The organism is Pseudomonas sp. CROZ-RG-20F-R04-15 (assembly GCF_022662375.1).
Classification (GTDB): Bacteria; Pseudomonadota; Gammaproteobacteria; order Pseudomonadales; family Pseudomonadaceae; genus Aquipseudomonas.
This window is the reverse complement of record NZ_JAKNQL010000004.1, coordinates 300,887-318,651: the sequence shown is the minus strand read 5'-3', so window position 1 is coordinate 318,651 and position 17,765 is coordinate 300,887. Positions and strand designations below refer to the sequence as shown.

Below are 17,765 nucleotides of genomic sequence, written 5' to 3'. Positions count from 1 at the left end.
CAGGATCGAGATTGCGTTCGGGTGTGAAACCAGCTGTTTTTTTGTTCTGCTGTGGCTCGATTATCAGCCAGGGGTTGCGCGTCGCGACACTTCAATTTAAACATGGCAGGTGTTAGTTAATTTAACAGCCGAAGGTGCCAGGAATCATGCCCGACCACCGTTTGCCGCCGCTCAACGCGGTGCGCGCCTTTGATGCCGCTGCGCGTTTGGGCAGCTACGTCGAAGCCTCGAAAGCCCTGCACGTGACCCAGCCTGCGATTGGCCGCCATGTGAAACTGCTTGAGGACTGGTTGGGCATTCAATTGTTCGAGCGCACCTCGCGTGGAGTCAACCTGACGCCAGCGGGGGAGAAGTACCACCGCAAGATCAGCGCCGCTTTGCAGTTGATCATCGAGGCGGGCAAAGAAGCGCAGCCGAAAGATGCCGAGCGCTGGTTGCGGATCATGGTGGTGCCGGGTTTCGCCAAGCGCTGGTTGATGCCGAGGATCGAAGCGCTGCGGCATCTGCGGCCGGGATTGAAACTGGCGATCGAACCGAATTCGACCTTCACCGAAGTCGATGGCAAAAGCGCCGATCTGGGCATCGTCTACGGCCTCGACGGGCAATATGCCGACTCACGGGAAGCGCTGATTTGTCCTCGGGTTTTTCCGATCTGCACGCCGGCGTATCTGGCCAGCATCGCACCGATCAACAGCCCGGCTGATCTGGTCAGCCACGAACTGATCCACGTCGACGACGGCGAATGGTGGAATCTGTGGTTCGCCGCCCACCACCTCGATATTCATCTCAATTCCGACATGCTCTACGTCAACAACGATCACGCGCTGTCCGTGGCCGAGAGCGGGCAGGGCATCGCGCTGGCCAACGAGGTGCTGGTGCGCCATGAACTCGCCAGCGGAAAACTGGTGCGCGCGGTCGACGCTCAGGTGAAGCTTGAGAGCTATCGGGTGCTGACGCCGTCCGCCGAACTTTCGGCGGATGTGGCGTGGTTCATTCAATGGCTCAAGGCTGAACTGGAAACGGACTTCCCCGAGGCCGTGATCAACTGAGGCGAAAGCGTGCGGTGTTGTCGCTCAGCGCCTTGCTGCCTTGGCTCAGGGTATCTGCGGCAAGATTCACCGCCCGCGCGCCTTCGAGCAAACGCACGGCGGCTTGATCGACCTGTTGGATATTGCCGCTGACTTCATCGGCGGTACTCGCTTGCTCCTCAACTGCCGTGGCGATCTGCGCCAGGGTGTCGGTGACGCTCTGCACGGCGCTGGCGATTTCGCCCAGGCGTTCACCGAGACCAGTCACCGACTCGGCATCGGTTTGCGCCTGGCCGCAGGCGGCTTCCATCAAACTCACGGCTTCGTTGACCGTAGCGCGCAGGCTGTCGACGGTGCCGGCGATCTGCGCTGTGGACGACTGTGTGCGTTGCGACAGGCTGCGTACTTCGTCGGCGACCACGGCAAAACCGCGACCTTGTTCACCGGCTCGCGCAGCTTCGATAGCTGCGTTGAGCGCAAGCAGATTGGTCTGTTCGGCGACGCCGCGAATGGTGTCGACGACCAATTGAATCTGCTGGCCTTGCTCGCTGACTCGACCGAGTGCCGCTGCGGTGTCGTTCAAGCGCTGATTGAGCTGCTGAATACTCGCCGTGGTGCGCTGGCTGTCGCGGCTGCTGTCGGCCGCGATGCGCCGGGTGTGCTGAGCGCTGCCGGAGGCCTGCTCGCAACTCTGCGCCACACCTTGCGAGGTCGCGGCCAATTGCGTGGCGGCTGCGGCGATCTGGCTGATCTGCAATTGCTGCGCTTCGACTTCGCCGAGAGCGCCACTGGAGTGCTCGTTGAGGCTGCGCACGGCGTGGCTCAACTGTGAGGTCTCGTGATCGACACCGAGCATGCTCGTGCGCAGTTGCACCACGGCAACGTTGAGTGCGGTGCTGATCGCTGCCAGTTCATCGCGGCCCTCGACCGGCACTTGCAGACTGAGGTTGCCATCGCGCAGGGCTTCGGCGAGCAGGGTGATGCCGCTGGCGCTGCGGCGGATCGAGGCTTGCAGGCAGACAAACAGATACAGCGCAGCGAGCAGCAGGCAGCCGAAGATGGCTGCGACGATGATGAACTGACGGATCGCCGAGCTGTGGTAGGCATCGAGTCGTTGATCCAGCGACACCAGCGACTGCTGGCGCAGGGCGGCGAGGTCGGTCAGTAGCGCATCAAGGTTGCGTTCAAAGTCGTCCGGCTTGAGCGTGATGCTGCCGCCGAACACGCCGTCATCCAGCACCTTCAAACCGTTGTCGAGGCGTTTCAGGCTGTCGTGGTATTGGCCGGCCCAGCTCTGCTGATCTTTCGGCAGGCGTGCTTCGAGCAGCGTGGCAGTTTTGACCAGTTGCTCGCGGGCATCGCCGATACGGCTGCGCAGGTCGCGCAACTGCAAACGGCTTTGCAGGGTGAATTGGCCGGAGACTACCGAGGCCTGGCCGACCGCAGCGAGGCGGCCGACTCGTTCGATGAGGTCTGGCGCGTGTTGGGTCGAGATCTGCGTGAGCAGATAGGTTTCCAGCCACGGCGCGAGGGTCAGGCGGTTGTCCATGACGATTTGTTCGCGCAACGCTTGCAGGGCGCTGAGGGCGTTGGTGAAACGGTCGTAACCGTCCGGCCACCAACCGACGCTGCTGAGGCTTTTCGAATCCAGACCATTCAGAGCAGTTTGCAGCGCCTGATAGCGCGTGAGGGTTTCGCCTTCGGCACCTTCGTTTTTCAGCGCGTTACCCAAGTCCGTGGTGGCTTGCAGAACTGCCGGTTGCACCGCGTCGAATGCGCCCATCGCGGCGAGGGTGGCCGGTGTCGGTTGGCGATTGGTTTCGGTGGCGCGCCAACGGGCGGCGCGGTCACGTTGGGCGGCGAGCAGGTTGTCCAGCGCATCCAGCGCCAGCAACTGCCGCACGCCGGCGCGTTCGCCGGAAATCAGATTGAGCTTGTCGCGATAGTCCTGGCCGATCATCAACAGGCTGCCGGCCAACGGCAGAATGAACAGCAGAAACAACAACTGGAATTTACCTGCGAAGCCAAACCGCCCCAGCAATTTGATCCCCGGTGAAAGGAAAGCCTGCATGCCCCATGACTCCTCTGGACACCACGCACCAATGGCGTGCATCGAGGTCGTGCGACCTGGATGTTGTGCCCTGCTAAAAGGCCTCGAAAGTTCACTCTCGCCCGCTCTGTAGGCCGGCTCTGTAGCGAAACTTCCCATTGTCGGTCGCCTTTGTAAGGCGCCCGCGTTCAAGGGGAGAAGCAAGGCAAGATTCAGACCATGGCGTTGTGCAATCACTTTGCAGTCGACGGTCTGTCAGTTAGTTAGCTGGCTAAGGGGATGGCGCTGACGCACTGAAAAATGGCACATTGACGCACCTGCCTGCGTGCACTCATCTGCTGTCCGGAAATTCCCATGGCTATCAGCAACGTTCAGACCGCCGCTGCCTCGGCGCCCGCTGCTCCCCAAAGCAGTCCATTGGTGATGCGTATCATCGGCGCAGTGGCGCTGGCGCATTTGATCAACGACCTGATCCAGTCGGTTTTGCCTTCTATCTATCCGATGCTCAAGGCCAATTACGGCCTGACGTTTACTCAGGTCGGCCTGATCACCCTGACCTTTCAACTGACCGCTTCGCTGTTGCAGCCGTGGGTCGGTTATCACACCGATCGGCACCCGAAACCGTGGCTGCTGCCGGCCGGTTCGATCTGTACGCTGATTGGCATCGTGATGATGTCGATGGTCGGCAGTTTTCCTTTGATTCTGCTGGCGGCGGCGCTGATCGGTATTGGCTCCTCGACGTTCCATCCTGAAGCTTCGCGGATTGCCCGGCTGGCCTCGGGCGGACGCTTTGGCCTGGCGCAATCGACCTTCCAGGTTGGCGGCAACGCCGGTTCCGCGTTCGGTCCGTTGCTGGCGGCGGCGATCATCATTCCGTTTGGTCAGGCCAATGTGGCGTGGTTCGGTTTGTTCGCAGTGTTTGCGCTATTCGTGCTGTACCGCATCAGTCGCTGGTACGCCCATCACTTGAACCTGTTCAAGCTCAAGGCCGGTCAGGCAGCGACTCACGGGCTGTCGAAGGGCAGGGTGACCAGTGCGTTGGTGGTGCTGGGGCTGTTGGTGTTCTCCAAGTATTTCTACATGGCCAGCCTCACGAGCTATTTCACGTTCTACCTGATCGAGAAGTTCGACCTGTCGGTGGCCAGTTCGCAGTTGCACCTGTTCCTGTTCCTCGGTGCGGTGGCGGCGGGCACGTTCTTTGGCGGGCCGATCGGCGACAAGATCGGGCGTAAGGCGGTGATCTGGTTCTCGATCCTCGGCGTGGCACCGTTTACGCTACTGATGCCCCACGTTGACCTGTTCTGGACCACTGTTCTCAGTGTGGTGATCGGCTTCATTCTAGCGTCGGCGTTTTCAGCGATTGTGGTGTACGCGCAGGAACTGGTGCCGGGCAATGTCGGGATGATTGCCGGGGTGTTCTTTGGTTTGATGTTTGGTTTTGGCGGGATTGGCGCGGCGTTGCTCGGGCATCTGGCGGATGTGCACGGGATCGAGTACGTGTATTTCCTGTGCTCGTTCCTGCCGCTGTTTGGCGTGTTGGCGATTTTCCTGCCACGCACCAAAAAGGCCTGATTCACACATTTCCCATTGTAGGAGTGAGCCTGCTCGCGATAGCGGTGTGTCAGTCAGCACATCTGTAGCTGATAGAACGCTATCGCGAGCAGGCTCACTCCTACAGGGGATTGGTGGTGCGGCGGAAAATATTTCAGACACAAAAAAGCCGCGTATCAAACGCGGCTTTTTCTTGGGCGTGTCGCTTACACGTTGAAGCGGAAGTGCATCACGTCGCCGTCCTTGACGATGTAATCCTTGCCTTCCAGACGCCATTTACCGGCTTCTTTGGTACCCGCTTCGCCCTTGTACTGGATGAAGTCGTTGTAGGCGATCACTTCGGCGCGGATAAAGCCTTTCTCGAAGTCGGTGTGAATCACGCCGGCAGCTTGTGGTGCGGTGGCACCGACTTTGACGGTCCAGGCGCGGACTTCTTCGACACCGGCGGTGAAGTAGGTCTGCAGGTGCAGCATTTCGTAGCCGGCGCGGATCACGCGGTTCAGGCCAGGCTCTTCCAGGCCCAGAGCCTCGAGGAACATGTCTTTCTCTTCGCCGTCATCGAGTTCGGCAATTTCCGCCTCGATCTTGTTGCAGACCGGAACAACCATGGCGCCTTCTTCTTCGGCGATGGCACGAACCACGTCCAGGTGCGGGTTGTTCTCGAAACCGTCTTCAGCGACGTTGGCGATGTACATGACCGGTTTGGTGGTCAGCAGGTGGAAGCCCTTGATCACCGCTTTTTCGTCGGCGCTCATGTTCTTCATCAGGCTGCGCGCCGGTTTGGCTTCGGTGAAGTGCGCGATCAGTTGCTCAAGCAGAGCTTTCTGAACCACGGCGTCCTTGTCACCGCCCTTGGCGTTACGCGCGACTTTCTGCAGTTGCTTCTCGCAACTGTCGAGGTCGGCGAAGATCAGTTCCAGGTCGATGATTTCGATGTCGCGTTTCGGGTCGACGCTGTTGGAAACGTGGATCACGTTTTCGTCTTCGAAGCAGCGCACCACGTGAGCGATCGCGTCGGTTTCGCGGATGTTGGCGAGGAACTTGTTGCCCAGGCCTTCACCTTTCGAGGCGCCGGCAACGAGGCCTGCGATGTCGACGAATTCCATGGTGGTCGGCAGGATACGCTTCGGATTGACGATGGCCGCCAGAGCATCCAGACGCGGATCCGGCATCGGCACGATGCCGCTGTTCGGCTCGATGGTGCAGAAGGGGAAGTTTTCGGCCGCGATACCGGATTTGGTCAGGGCGTTGAACAGGGTGGACTTGCCGACGTTAGGCAGGCCGACGATGCCGCAATTGAATCCCATGGTGTTTCCCCTCGGAGTAGAGTCAGGCCTTCTGGCTGTGCAGGTTTTTCATCGCGCGGTTCCATTCACCGGCGAGGATATCCGGCAGCACGCCGAGGGCAAAGTCGATGCTGGCATCGAGTTTTTCCTGTTCGGCGCGTGGCGCACGACCCAGGACGAAATTTGAAACCATACTGGCGACGCCCGGGTGGCCAATGCCAAGCCGCAGGCGGTAGAACGTATTCTGATTGCCCAGTTGCGCAATGATGTCGCGCAACCCGTTGTGACCGCCATGGCCGCCGCCCTGCTTGAGCTTGGCAACGCCCGGAGGCAAGTCGAGTTCGTCATGCGCCACGAGGATTTCTTCAGGCTTGATGCGGAAGAAACCGGCGAGTGCCGCCACGGCCTGGCCGCTGCGGTTCATGTAGGTGGTGGGAATCAGCAGACGAACATCCTGACCCTGGTGCGAATAGCGCCCGGTCAGGCCGAAATATTTGCGATCGGCCACAAGGTTCACATTCTGTGCGTGGGCGATGCGCTCAACAAAAAGGGCCCCTGCGTTATGCCGGGTCTGGTCGTATTCGGCGCCTGGATTTCCCAGGCCAACGATCAGTTTGATGGCAGTCACGATAGGGGCCCTTCCTTTGAGTGGTGAGTAACATCGCCGCGATCAGGCAAAGCGGCGAAAGTGGACGAAAAATGCTCATTTACCATGGATGTAAACTCCGCGTTCTCGCCCGCTTTCTCGCTACGTTCCAGTCCGCGATGTTACTTGCTCACTCAGGCTAAACAGAGTGAATTACTCTGCTGCGCCTTCTTCGGTAGCTTCTGGAGCAACGCGTGGAGCGTGTACGTTTGCAACAGCTTTGTCGTCACCGTGAGCCAGTGCAACGAACTCAACGCCTTTAGGAGCTTTGAGGTCCGACAGGTGAATGATCGAACCGATTTCAGCGTTAGCCAGATCGACTTCGATGAACTCAGGCAGATCTTTCGGCAGGCAGGAAACTTCGATCTCGGCAACAACGTGCGAAATCTCGCCGCCTTTCTTCACTGGAGCAGCTTCGTTGATGAAGTGCACAGGAACGATAGCGGTCAGTTTCTGGCCAGCGACAACGCGTACGAAGTCAGCGTGCAGAACGTGACCCTTGGACGGGTGACGTTGCAGAGCTTTGATGATGACGTTCTGCTTGGTGCCGCCAACGTTCAGCTCGATGATGTGGCTGTAAGCCGCTTCGTTTTCGAGCAGTTTGGCAACTTCTTTGGCCAGCATGCTGATGGATTCAGGGGCTTTTTCGCCACCGTAAACAACAGCTGGAACCAGAGCGGCGAGACGACGCAGGCGGCGGCTCGCACCTTTCCCCAGGTCGGAACGCAGTTCAGCATTCAGAGTAAAATCGTTCATTGTGTATCTCCAAAATAGCCATGACCGGGTTGACGTTTGCGACCAGCGCCAAACACGGTATGGGCAAAAAAGCCCCGCCCCGGCAGGAATGCCGGGGCGGGGCGCTTTTCGTCAACGAGACATTTCGCGAAGGGCAGGGCCCTTAACGGAACATCGCGCTGATCGATTCTTCATTGCTGATGCGGCGAACCGCTTCGGCAACAACCGGTGCGATATCCAGTTGACGGATACGTGCACAGGCTTGTGCTGCAGCGGACAGCGGGATGGTGTTGGTCACCACCAGCTCGTCCAGCACGGAATTTTCGATATTCTCGATGGCCCGACCCGACAGCACAGGGTGTGTGCAGTAGGCAAAGACCTTGGCTGCGCCATGCTCTTTCAGGGCCTTTGCCGCGTGGCACAGAGTGCCGGCGGTATCGACCATGTCATCGACCAGAATGCAGGTACGCCCTTCGACATCACCGATGATATGCATCACTTCAGAGTGATTGGCTTTCTCACGGCGTTTGTCGATGATCCCGAGATCCACGCCCAGGGATTTGGCAACAGCACGTGCACGCACGACGCCACCAATGTCCGGGGAAACGATCATCAGGTTTTCGAAGCGCTGATCTTCAATGTCATCCACCAGAACCGGGGAGCCGTAGATGTTATCTACCGGAATATCGAAGAAACCCTGAATCTGGTCAGCATGCAGATCAACCGTGAGAACACGGTCGATGCCGACTACGGTAAGCATGTCAGCAACGACTTTCGCGCTGATAGCCACACGTGCGGAACGCGGACGGCGATCCTGACGGGCATAACCAAAATAAGGAATAACAGCAGTGATACGAGTAGCCGAGGAGCGGCGGAAGGCATCAGCCATCACTACCAGTTCCATCAGGTTATCGTTGGTCGGAGCGCAAGTCGGCTGAATAATGAAAACGTCTTTACCGCGAACGTTTTCATTGATCTCGGCAGTAATTTCGCCGTCGGAGAACTTACCGACAGAGATGTCACCGAGAGGGATATGCAGCTGACGTACAACACGCCGAGCCAGATCGGGGTTAGCGTTCCCCGTAAAGACCATCATCTTGGACACGCGCAGTACCTAGAGGCTGAGGGTAACCTGGATGAGTATGGAAAATGGCAGGGGCGGCTGGATTCGAACCAACGCATGGCAGGATCAAAACCTGCTGCCTTACCGCTTGGCGACGCCCCTGTATCTGTTGCATCAAGTGCCGAGCACCTGGTTCCTTTAGAGCAGACTTTGCAGCTTGCGGTGCAACATCGAAACGTTGCTGCCTTTGGCTACAAACCCTGTAAGGGTCTCTGTCAGAAGGGCCGAGACTTTATCAGCTTCAGCTTTGCTTGGGAAGCCCCCAAACACACAACTTCCAGTTCCGGTGAGTTTTGCTTCGGTAAATTTACCTAACAAATCCAATGCGTTACGTACTTCTGGATAACGCCTTGCAACCACCGGCAAGCAGTCATTTCGACTGTTTCCCTCGGGAACGGGGCGCACTTTAATGGGCGGCGTGTTACGTGTCAACAAAGGATCGGAAAAAATTTCTGCCGTACTAACAGAGACTTGCGGCACGAGCACCAGATACCAAGGTTCTTCGGGTTCCACCGGGGTCAGTTTCTCGCCCACGCCTTCGGCAAAAGCCGCATGACCACGAACGAAAACCGGCACGTCGGCCCCCAGTGACAAACCCAGTGCGGCCAGACGATCTTCGTCCCAACCCAGCTGCCACAAATGATTCAGGCCGAGCAACGTCGTCGCCGCGTTCGAGCTGCCGCCACCGATACCGCCGCCCATAGGCAACACTTTATCAATCCAGATATCGATGCCGAGCGAGCAGCCGGACTGTTGCTGGAGCATTTTCGCCGCGCGCACGATCAGATTACTGTCATGCGGCACGCCAGCGAACTCGGTGTGCAGTTGAATCACGTCGTCGTCACGCACGGCAAAGGTGATTTCATCGCCGTAATCGACAAACTGAAACAGCGTCTGCAATTCGTGATAGCCGTCTTCACGGCGACCGAGAATGTGCAGCATCAGGTTGAGCTTGGCTGGCGAAGGCAGGGTCAGGCGTGCAGCGGTCATGCGTTATTGCCCCAACTTGCGCGGTTGCCAGGTCTTGATCACCAGCGTTACGTCGAGATCAGTGCCGTGCAGCTTGATGCGTTCCGGCAACCAGTAACCGTTTTGTTCGGTGTAAGCGGTGTATTCGACTTTCCAGCCATCCTGTTCAAGGTTGGCCAGACGGCTGTTGGCATCCAGATTCAGGCGACTTTTGCTGTCCGGAGCGGGCAGGCCACGCACCCACCAGGCCAGATTCGACACTGGCAGTTTCCAGCCAAGCTGTTCTTCGAGCAGGGCTTCCGGGGACTGCGATTCATAGCGGCCCTGATTGGCGACTTCCAGCGAGACCTTGCCCGGACGCCCGGTCAGGCGTGCGGCGCCACGACCCAGCGGGCCGGACAAACGGATGTCGTAGTAATCCTGACGCTGCAGCCAGAACAGCGTGCCGCTCCCGGAATCTTTTGGTGCGCGGATGCCGATCTTGCCGTCGATCTGCCAGCCATCGAGGCCGGTCAGCTGTTGTTTGTTCGCGGCCCATTGTGCCGGGCTGCCGTGGCCCTCGACCGATTCGCGGGTACCAAAACCCGAGCAACCGGCGAGCAGGGCGATGAAGCTGAAAACAATAACGTGGCGCAAAAACATGGGTTAAAGAGTCTCGGATCCGGTCAGGCGCTTGATGGTGCTGCGCAGAATGGTGCTGTCGGGCTGATCCTTGAGGAATTTGCCCCAGATTTGTTTGGCTTCGCGCTGCTTGCCCTTGGTCCACAACACTTCACCGAGGTGCGCGGCGACTTCGTGATCAGGGAAACGCTCCAGCGCCTGACGCAGATATTTCTCGGCGTCATCCAGATTGCCCATGCGGTAATTCACCCAGCCGAGGCTGTCGAGAACCGCCGGATCTTCCGGATTGATCTGGTGCGCCTGCTCGATCAGCGCCTTGGCTTCAGCGTAGCGGGTGGTGCGGTCAGACAAGGTGTAGCCCAAAGCATTGAGTGCCATGGCGTTGTCCGGGTCGCGCTTGATGATCAGGCGCAGGTCTTTTTCCATCTGCGCCAGGTCATTGCGTTTTTCCGCGAGCATCGCCCGGGTGTACAGCAGATTCAGATCATCCGGGTACTGCTGCAAGGCTGTCTGCAAGACTTTCCAGGCCTTGTCGTCCTGTTTGTTGGCCGACAAGGTTTCCGATTCGATCAGATACAACTGAATCGCGTAGTCCGGTTGCTCGTCGCGCTGGGCAGCGAGTTTGCTTTGCGCTTCAGCGGTCTTGCCGTTGTTCATCAGGATGTCGGCCTGACGCAATTGCGCCGGCAGATAATCGTTGCCCGGGCCGACCTGGGCGTACTCGATGAGTGCGCCTTGCGGATCGTTGCGTTCTTCGGCGATACGGCCGAGGTTCAGATGCGCTGAATCGACGTGGCTTTCACGGGCGATCAGGTCTTCCAGATAACCCTTGGCCTCGTCCCAGGCCTTGGCTTCCAGGCAGACCAAGGCCAGCGAGTAGCGCAGTTCGTCATCTTCCGGATATTGCTGAACCAGGCTGGAGAACTCGGCCTTGGCGTCGTCCATCCGGTCCTGTTCGACCAGCATGCGTGCGTAAGTCAGGCGCAGGCGTTTGTCGTCCGGGTACTTCTTGATGCTTTTTTGCAGCAATGGCAGCGCTTCGTCGCCACGGTTCATCACTTGCAGCAGGCGTGCACGCAGCAGAATCGGGGCGATTTCGCCTTCTTCCGGCGGATGGTCTTCGAGCAGGCTCAGGGCGGCTTTGTTGTCGCCGTCCTGTTGCAGGAGCAGGGCCTTGCCGAAAATCAGCTGACTGTTGTTCGGATGGCGCTGCAACAAACGGTCAAAACTTTTCATCAGGCCGTTGCGGGTTTCCTGATCAGTGTCAGCCGCCGACAGCGCGAGAAAGTCGAAGTGGGTGTCGCCTTTGCCCTGCAGGACTTTCTCCATATAAACCATGGAGTCGTCATAGCGCCCGGCGCGGGCCAGTTGCACGGCGGCGGCGCGTTGCGCTTCGAGATCGTCCGGGGCGTTTTTTGCCCAGATCAGCGCGGTATCGAGGGCCGGTTGATCGGCGCCCAGATATTCGGCGATGCGGAAGGCGCGTTCGGAGACGCCCGGATCCTGGGTGTTGATGGCCTGGGTCACGTAATTGTCCAGGGCAATGTCGAAACGATTGCGCTGGCCGGCGAGTTCGGCGCTCAACAGGCTGAAAACGGTTTCCTCGCTGAACGAGCTGTAAACCTTGGGCTTTTCAGGCGCGGGCGTGGTGTCTTCAACCGACGGCGTACCGTCCGGCGACACGGGTGCCAAGGCCTGGCAGCCGCTGAGGAAGACAAAAGCGAGGAGCAACGCGGAAGATCTATTCATATAGGAAGAGGACGACTAACCTGCGGTCGGATCATCATGACACAAGCCTTCGGCCAAACATAACCGAGTCTCAATTGTGCCCATTATAGGGGCTGACGATTGGGACAATAGTCAGCGGTAGTTGTTCTGAATCTTTCGAAGTAGGACAATTGCCGGCTTCACGTCACCATCAGCGACCTTGAATGGCCTTCCTTGCACTCGGTATCAACCACAAGACTGCGTCAGTAGACGTCCGCGAGCGCGTGGCCTTTACTCCTGAACAGCTGGTGGAGGCCTTGCAGCAGCTCTGCCGACTGACCGACAGCCGCGAAGCCGCGATCCTCTCCACCTGCAATCGCAGTGAGCTTTATATAGAACAGGATCAGCTTTCTGCCGATATCGTGCTGCGCTGGCTGGCCGACTATCACCATTTAAGCCTCGATGAGCTGCGCGCGAGTGCTTATGTGCATGAAGATGATGCGGCAGTTCGTCACATGATGCGCGTCGCCTCCGGGCTCGACTCGCTGGTGCTCGGCGAACCGCAGATTCTCGGCCAGATGAAATCGGCCTACGCCGTGGCCCGCGAGGCCGGTACCATCGGCCCGTTGTTGGGGCGACTGTTTCAAGCGACATTCAATGCGGCCAAGCAGGTGCGCACCGACACGGCGATCGGGGAAAACCCGGTGTCCGTGGCGTTTGCCGCGGTCAGTCTGGCCAAACAGATTTTCAGCGATTTGCAACGCAGCCAGGCCTTGCTGATCGGCGCCGGCGAGACCATTACTTTGGTCGCGCGCCATTTGCACGAGCTGGGCGTCAAGCGCATCGTCGTTGCCAACCGCACGCTGGAGCGCGCCAGTCTGCTGGCCGAACAGTTCGGCGCCCATGCGGTGCTGCTCTCGGACATCCCTGCAGAACTGGTACGCAGCGACATCGTCATCAGTTCCACCGCCAGTCAGTTGCCAATTCTTGGCAAGGGCGCGGTGGAAAGCGCGCTGAAGCTGCGCAAGCACAAACCGATCTTCATGGTCGACATTGCCGTTCCCCGGGATATCGAGCCGGAAGTCGGCGAGTTGGACGACGTTTACCTCTACAGCGTCGATGATCTTCACGAAGTGGTTGCCGAGAACCTCAAGAGTCGTCAGGGCGCAGCCCAGGCCGCTGAAGAGATGGTCTCGGTCGGCGCCGACGATTTCATGGTGCGCCTGCGCGAGCTGGCGGCGGTCGATGTGCTCAAGGCCTACCGTCAACAGAGCGAACGCCTGCGTGATGAGGAGCTGCAAAAAGCCCTGCGCCTGCTCGCCAACGGCGGCAACGCCGAAGATGTGCTCGGGCAACTGGCCCGTGGCCTGACCAATAAACTGTTGCATGCGCCTAGCGTGCAGCTGAAAAAGCTTTCTGCCGAAGGCCGCCTCGATGCGCTGGCCATGGCCCAGGAACTCTTTGCCCTTGAGGGCTCACCGGATAGCTTTTCGGATAAAAAACCGCAATGAAAGCGTCACTGCTCAACAAGCTGGATGTCCTCCAGGACCGTTTCGAGGAACTGACCGCGCTGCTCGGCGACGGCGAAGTCATTGCCGATCAGTCCAAATTCCGTGCTTATTCCAAGGAATACGCCGAACTTGAACCGGTCGTGCAGGCCTATCAAAAGCTGCTCAGCGTACAAAGCGATCTTGAAGGCGCCCAGGCGCTGCTCAAGGACAACGACCCGGATATGCGCGAAATGGCCGTGGAAGAAGTCCGCGAAGCCAAGGAATTGCTGATCACTCTGGAAGACGATCTGCAGCGCATGTTGCTGCCCAAGGATCCGAATGACGGGCGTAACGTCTATCTCGAAATCCGCGCTGGCACCGGTGGCGACGAGGCGGCGATTTTTTCCGGCGACCTGTTCCGCATGTACTCGCGTTACGCCGAACGTCGTGGCTGGCGTGTGGAGATCCTTTCGGCAAACGAAGGCGAACACGGTGGCTATAAAGAAGTCATCGCGCGCATTGAAGGCGACAATGTTTACGGCAAGCTGAAATTCGAATCCGGCGCGCACCGCGTACAGCGTGTACCCGCCACCGAATCCCAGGGTCGTATCCACACGTCGGCCTGCACCGTGGCAGTATTGCCCGAGCCGGACGAGCGCGAAGCCATCGAGATCAACCCGGCGGATTTGCGCGTCGACACTTACCGCTCCTCCGGGGCCGGTGGTCAGCACGTCAACACCACCGACTCGGCGATCCGCATCACGCACATACCGACCGGCACCGTGGTCGAGTGTCAGGAAGAACGTTCCCAGCACAAGAACCGTGCCCGGGCGATGGCCTGGCTGGCGGCTAAACTCAACGATCAGCAAACCGCAGCGGCGGCCAACGCGATCGCCAGCGAGCGTAAATTGCTGGTCGGTTCCGGCGACCGTTCCGAGCGGATTCGCACCTACAACTATGCCCAGGGCCGGGTCACTGACCATCGCGTCAACCTGACCCTGTATTCCCTCGATGAAATTCTCGCCGGTGGCGTTGAAGCGGTGATCGAGCCGTTGCTGGCCGAATACCAGGCTGACCAGCTCGCAGCGATAGGTGAATAAATGACCATCATCGCCAGCCTGTTACGCGCCGCCGAACTGCCGGATTCGCCGACGGCGCGTCTGGACGCCGAATTGCTTCTCGCCGCTGCGCTGGGCAAGTCGCGCAGCTTTCTGCACACCTGGCCCGAGCGCATCGTGCCGAGTGAAGCGGCGCTGACGTTTGCCGAGTACCTGCAACGTCGTCGTGGCGGTGAGCCGGTGGCCTACATTCTCGGTCAGCAGGGTTTCTGGAAACTCGATCTGGAAGTCGCGCCACATACGCTGATCCCGCGCCCGGACACCGAATTGCTGGTGGAAGCAGCGCTGGAATTGCTCCCCGCGACCCCGGCGAAAGTGCTCGACCTTGGCACCGGCAGCGGTGCGATTGCCCTGGCCTTGGCCAGCGAGCGTCCGGCATGGAAAGTCACGGCGGTGGATCGTGTGCTGGAAGCTGTGGCACTCGCTGAACGCAATCGTCAGCGTCTGCATTTGAACAACGCCACGGTGCTGAGCAGCCATTGGTTCAGCGCGCTGGAAGGTCAGCGTTTCCAGTTGATCATCAGCAATCCGCCGTACATTGCCGCCGCCGATCCGCATCTGGTCGAGGGCGATGTGCGATTCGAACCGGCCAGCGCGCTGGTTGCTGGTGAGGACGGGCTCGACGATCTGCGCTTGATCGTCGATCAGGCGCCGGAGCATCTGCGGGCCGCTGGCTGGCTGATGCTCGAGCACGGCTATGATCAAGCCGAAGCCGTACGCGACTTGCTGCTGACGCGCGGTTTTGAAGAAGTCCACAGCCGCACCGATCTGGGCGGTCATCAACGCATCAGTCTGGGGCGCCTGCCGTGCTGAATGATCAGGAATTGCTGCGCTACAGCCGGCAGATTCTGCTGCAACACATCGACATCGACGGGCAACTGAAGCTCAAGGACAGTCGCGTGCTGATCGTCGGCCTCGGCGGTCTCGGGGCGCCGGTTGCCTTGTATCTGGCGGCGGCGGGTGTCGGTGAGTTGCACCTGGCGGATTTCGACACGGTCGATCTAACCAACCTGCAACGCCAGATCATCCATGACACCGACAGCGTCGGCATGAGCAAGGTCGATTCGGCGCTCAAGCGTCTGAGTGCGATCAATCCCGAGATTCAGTTGATCGCCCATCGTCAGGCGCTGGACGAGGATTCCCTCGCGGCAGCTGTGGCAGCGGTGGATCTGGTGCTCGACTGCTCCGATAATTTCTCCACCCGCGAGGCGGTCAACGCGGCGTGCGTGGCGGCGCAAAAGCCACTGGTCAGCGGCGCGGCGATTCGTCTGGAAGGGCAGTTGTCGGTGTTCGATCCGCGTCGCGCCGAGAGCCCTTGCTACCACTGTTTATACGGCCACGGCAGCGAAGCCGAACTGACCTGCAGCGAGGCCGGGGTGGTCGGGCCGCTGGTGGGCCTGGTCGGCAGCCTGCAAGCGCTTGAGGCCTTGAAGGTCCTGGTCGGGTTCGGCGAGCCGCTGGTGGGCCGTCTGCTGTTGATCGACGCACTCGGTTCGCGTTTCCGCGAGTTGCGCGTCAAGCGCGATCCGGGTTGCAGCGTCTGTGGTTCGCGCCATGCGTGAAGCGCCGATCGGCGTGTTCGACTCCGGTGTCGGCGGCCTGTCGGTGCTGGCGGAAATCCAGCGTTTGCTGCCCAATGAAACATTGCTCTATGTCGCCGATTGCGGGCACATTCCTTATGGAGAGAAAACCCCGGAATTCATCCGTCAGCGTTGCAGCGTGATGGCAGGGTTTTTCCGTGAGCAAGGCGCCAAGGCGTTGGTGCTGGCCTGCAATACGGCCACGGTTGCCGGGGTCGCCGATTTGCGCCGCGACTTTCCTGACTGGCCGATTGTCGGTATGGAGCCTGCGGTCAAACCAGCGGCAGCCGCGACCCGCAGCGGTGTCGTCGGCGTGCTCGCCACCACCGGCACTTTGCAGAGTGCCAAGTTCGCCGCGTTGCTTGATCGCTTCGCCACTGACGTGCGGGTAATCACCCAGCCATGCCCCGGCCTGGTCGAACTGATTGAAAGCGGCGATCTGCACAGCGCCGTGTTGCGCCAGTTGCTGCAAGGTTATGTCGAGCCACTGTTGGCCAGCGGTTGCGACACGATCATTTTGGGCTGCACCCACTATCCCTTTCTCAAGCCGATGCTCAGGTCGATGATCCCTGAGGACATCAGCCTGATCGATACCGGCGCAGCCGTAGCGCGGCAACTTCAGCGGCTTTTGGCGGAGCGCGATTTGCTCGCTGCCGGCCCGAACCAGGCGGTCAGATTCTGGACCAGCGCCGATCCTGCGTACTTGAAAAAAATCCTGCCGCTATTGGGCCAGAGTGCCGGTGAAGTGCAAAACTTCAGCTTGTAAAAAAATTGTGAAATAACTAAAACTTCAGCTGAACTTCTGAGCAGGCGCTAGCTTCTATAGCGAAGAGTTACCTAGAAAACCAAACGATCGTTCCGGAAAAGGAAGTTTCAACTTGAAGCGACTATTCTGCTTGGCCGCGATTGCGGCCGCACTGATGGGGCAAAGTATTACTGCGCAAGCGGCCGGTGTGGAGTTCGCGGTGGGGGCCACCAGCGACTCGACCATGACGTACCGCCTGGGCATGAATTTCGACTGGGACAAGAGCTGGCTGCAAAGTGATGTCGGTCGTCTGACCGGTTACTGGAGCGGCGCCTATACCTACTGGGAAGGTGACAAGACCTCCAGTAACAACAGCCTGTCGTTCTCGCCGGTGTTCGTTTACGAGTTTGCCGGTCAGTCGGTCAAACCCTATGTCGAGGCGGGAATTGGCGTCGCGGCGTTCTCCAATACCAAGTACGAGTCCAACAACCTCGGAGGTTCTTTCCAGTTTGAAGACCGCTTCGGTTTTGGTCTGCGTTTCAATGGCGGGCATGAAGTCGGGATTCGTGCGACGCACTATTCCAACGCCGGCCTGGCCAGCAGCAACGACGGTGTAGAAAGTTACTCGCTGCATTACACAATGCCGCTCTGACGGCTAAACGCTTGATCCCTGTGGGAGCGAGCCTGCTCGCGAAAGCTATTTCATGTTCAACGAAGATGTTGAATGAAAGAGCGCTTTCGCGAGCAGGCTCGCTCCCACATTTGTTTTTAGGGGTTCTTGGGATCAGCGGTAAGCGGTCGTGATGCCTTTGCGCTCTTCAATGCATTCCGGCGCGCCCATTTCGAACTCGCGGCAAATCAGCGGACGCTTTTCGTAAATCGTGCACATCATGCTGTCGCGATCCAGCGCCGCGCACCAGCCGTCGTCCAGCCGCAGCATCACTTCGCCGCCCCACTCATCGGTATCGATAAAGCGATCAGGCACGCCGGTGTCGGTGATTAGCATCACTTCGAGCTGGCAGCAGCACGCCGCGCAGGTCGAGCAGGTGACCGCAGGCTCGGTGATTTGCTGGTGGGGTATGGTTTTCATCGCGGCAGTGTAAGGCAGTCGCCGCT

At 59.2% G+C, this 17,765-nt stretch carries 17 protein-coding genes and 1 tRNA gene; 8 read left to right on the top strand and 10 right to left on the bottom strand.

Translation table 11 applies throughout. From position 1 onward, the window contains the following. Positions 1 to 146 precede the first annotated feature (146 nt). Positions 147 to 1,049: a LysR substrate-binding domain-containing protein gene (locus L8H52_RS09295; protein WP_242206839.1), complete on the top strand. Its 903-nt coding sequence runs from the start codon at positions 147 to 149 to the stop codon at positions 1,047 to 1,049. On the opposite strand, the gene L8H52_RS09290 is transcribed toward L8H52_RS09295, so the two are convergent. Next, complete coding sequence (locus L8H52_RS09290; protein WP_242206838.1) at positions 1,042 to 3,099, bottom strand: methyl-accepting chemotaxis protein; 2,058 nt, start codon at positions 3,097 to 3,099, stop codon at positions 1,042 to 1,044. The genes L8H52_RS09295 and L8H52_RS09290 overlap by 8 nt on opposite strands. Positions 3,100 to 3,432: 333 nt before the next feature. On the opposite strand from L8H52_RS09290, the gene L8H52_RS09285 reads away from it, so the two are divergent. Beyond that, positions 3,433 to 4,650, top strand: coding sequence for an MFS transporter (locus L8H52_RS09285; protein WP_129395496.1), 1,218 nt, complete (start codon positions 3,433 to 3,435; stop codon positions 4,648 to 4,650). Between the two features lie 185 nt (positions 4,651 to 4,835). Here the strand turns inward: L8H52_RS09285 and ychF are convergent, their stop codons facing one another. The 8 genes from ychF to L8H52_RS09245 form a co-directional block, all read right to left on the bottom strand. Continuing rightward, positions 4,836 to 5,936: a redox-regulated ATPase YchF gene (gene ychF / locus L8H52_RS09280; protein WP_016987222.1), complete on the bottom strand. Its 1,101-nt coding sequence runs from the start codon at positions 5,934 to 5,936 to the stop codon at positions 4,836 to 4,838. 22 nt (positions 5,937 to 5,958) lie between these two features. Then, a complete protein-coding gene (gene pth, locus L8H52_RS09275) occupies positions 5,959 to 6,543 on the bottom strand; it encodes an aminoacyl-tRNA hydrolase (RefSeq protein WP_008079560.1) in 585 nt (194 codons plus the stop codon). 171 nt (positions 6,544 to 6,714) lie between these two features. Next, the gene (locus L8H52_RS09270; RefSeq protein ID WP_242206837.1) at positions 6,715 to 7,317 is read right to left on the bottom strand and encodes a 50S ribosomal protein L25/general stress protein Ctc; all 603 of its coding nucleotides are present in this window, start codon (positions 7,315 to 7,317) and stop codon (positions 6,715 to 6,717) included. Positions 7,318 to 7,459: 142 nt separating this feature from the next. Continuing rightward, positions 7,460 to 8,401: a ribose-phosphate pyrophosphokinase gene (locus tag L8H52_RS09265; protein WP_003171603.1), complete on the bottom strand. Its 942-nt coding sequence runs from the start codon at positions 8,399 to 8,401 to the stop codon at positions 7,460 to 7,462. Positions 8,402 to 8,446: 45 nt separating this feature from the next. After that, a tRNA-Gln gene (locus L8H52_RS09260) sits at positions 8,447 to 8,521 on the bottom strand. A gap of 36 nt (positions 8,522 to 8,557) precedes the next feature. Further along, a complete protein-coding gene (gene ispE, locus L8H52_RS09255; RefSeq protein WP_242206836.1) occupies positions 8,558 to 9,409 on the bottom strand; it encodes a 4-(cytidine 5'-diphospho)-2-C-methyl-D-erythritol kinase in 852 nt (283 codons plus the stop codon). A 3-nt stretch (positions 9,410 to 9,412) separates the two neighbouring features. Then, positions 9,413 to 10,030: a lipoprotein insertase outer membrane protein LolB gene (lolB, locus tag L8H52_RS09250; protein WP_038360912.1), complete on the bottom strand. Its 618-nt coding sequence runs from the start codon at positions 10,028 to 10,030 to the stop codon at positions 9,413 to 9,415. 3 nt (positions 10,031 to 10,033) lie between these two features. Then, entirely contained in the window at positions 10,034 to 11,758 is a 1,725-nt protein-coding gene (locus L8H52_RS09245) for a tetratricopeptide repeat protein (RefSeq protein ID WP_242206835.1), read from the bottom strand. 182 nt (positions 11,759 to 11,940) lie between these two features. On the opposite strand from L8H52_RS09245, the gene hemA reads away from it, so the two are divergent. The 6 genes from hemA (at position 11,941) to L8H52_RS09215 (ending at position 17,301) form a co-directional block, all read left to right on the top strand. Then, positions 11,941 to 13,227 carry a glutamyl-tRNA reductase gene (hemA, locus tag L8H52_RS09240; RefSeq protein WP_007951716.1) on the top strand — a complete coding sequence of 429 codons (1,287 nt, stop codon included), beginning with the start codon at positions 11,941 to 11,943 and terminating at the stop codon, positions 13,225 to 13,227. Further along, on the top strand, positions 13,224 to 14,306 hold the full coding sequence (gene prfA, locus L8H52_RS09235; protein WP_242206834.1) for a peptide chain release factor 1: 1,083 nt from the start codon (positions 13,224 to 13,226) through the stop codon (positions 14,304 to 14,306). Before hemA ends, prfA begins: the two co-directional genes overlap by 4 nt. Further along, positions 14,307 to 15,137, top strand: a complete 831-nt coding sequence (gene prmC, locus L8H52_RS09230; protein ID WP_242206833.1) for a peptide chain release factor N(5)-glutamine methyltransferase — start codon at positions 14,307 to 14,309, stop codon at positions 15,135 to 15,137. Continuing rightward, positions 15,131 to 15,886 carry a molybdopterin-synthase adenylyltransferase MoeB gene (locus L8H52_RS09225; protein ID WP_242206832.1) on the top strand — a complete coding sequence of 252 codons (756 nt, stop codon included), beginning with the start codon at positions 15,131 to 15,133 and terminating at the stop codon, positions 15,884 to 15,886. Before prmC ends, L8H52_RS09225 begins: the two co-directional genes overlap by 7 nt. Beyond that, positions 15,879 to 16,670: a glutamate racemase gene (gene murI, locus L8H52_RS09220; RefSeq protein ID WP_242206831.1), complete on the top strand. Its 792-nt coding sequence runs from the start codon at positions 15,879 to 15,881 to the stop codon at positions 16,668 to 16,670. Before L8H52_RS09225 ends, murI begins: the two co-directional genes overlap by 8 nt. 112 nt (positions 16,671 to 16,782) lie before the next feature. Continuing rightward, complete coding sequence (locus tag L8H52_RS09215; RefSeq protein ID WP_034156029.1) at positions 16,783 to 17,301, top strand: acyloxyacyl hydrolase; 519 nt, start codon at positions 16,783 to 16,785, stop codon at positions 17,299 to 17,301. Positions 17,302 to 17,433: 132 nt separating this feature from the next. Here L8H52_RS09215 and L8H52_RS09210 read toward each other — a convergent pair whose 3' ends face one another. After that, complete coding sequence (locus L8H52_RS09210) at positions 17,434 to 17,739, bottom strand: YkgJ family cysteine cluster protein (protein ID WP_007912865.1); 306 nt, start codon at positions 17,737 to 17,739, stop codon at positions 17,434 to 17,436. Positions 17,740 to 17,765 lie beyond the last annotated feature (26 nt).

Bases quoted from the DNA above. Each gene is read 5' to 3' on its own strand.
- prmC (WP_242206833.1), top strand. From the start codon at position 14,307: ATGACCATCATCGCCAGCCTGTTACGCGCCGCCGAACTGCCGGATTCG.
- L8H52_RS09245 (WP_242206835.1), bottom strand. From the start codon at position 11,758: ATGAATAGATCTTCCGCGTTGCTCCTCGCTTTTGTCTTCCTCAGCGGC.
- L8H52_RS09270 (WP_242206837.1), bottom strand. From the start codon at position 7,317: ATGAACGATTTTACTCTGAATGCTGAACTGCGTTCCGACCTGGGGAAA.
- L8H52_RS09295 (WP_242206839.1), top strand. From the start codon at position 147: ATGCCCGACCACCGTTTGCCGCCGCTCAACGCGGTGCGCGCCTTTGAT.
- prfA (WP_242206834.1), top strand. From the start codon at position 13,224: ATGAAAGCGTCACTGCTCAACAAGCTGGATGTCCTCCAGGACCGTTTC.
- hemA (WP_007951716.1), top strand. From the start codon at position 11,941: ATGGCCTTCCTTGCACTCGGTATCAACCACAAGACTGCGTCAGTAGAC.
- murI (WP_242206831.1), top strand. From the start codon at position 15,879: ATGCGTGAAGCGCCGATCGGCGTGTTCGACTCCGGTGTCGGCGGCCTG.
- ychF (WP_016987222.1), bottom strand. From the start codon at position 5,936: ATGGGATTCAATTGCGGCATCGTCGGCCTGCCTAACGTCGGCAAGTCC.
- L8H52_RS09285 (WP_129395496.1), top strand. From the start codon at position 3,433: ATGGCTATCAGCAACGTTCAGACCGCCGCTGCCTCGGCGCCCGCTGCT.
- L8H52_RS09290 (WP_242206838.1), bottom strand. From the start codon at position 3,099: ATGCAGGCTTTCCTTTCACCGGGGATCAAATTGCTGGGGCGGTTTGGC.
- lolB (WP_038360912.1), bottom strand. From the start codon at position 10,030: ATGTTTTTGCGCCACGTTATTGTTTTCAGCTTCATCGCCCTGCTCGCC.
- L8H52_RS09210 (WP_007912865.1), bottom strand. From the start codon at position 17,739: ATGAAAACCATACCCCACCAGCAAATCACCGAGCCTGCGGTCACCTGC.
- ispE (WP_242206836.1), bottom strand. From the start codon at position 9,409: ATGACCGCTGCACGCCTGACCCTGCCTTCGCCAGCCAAGCTCAACCTG.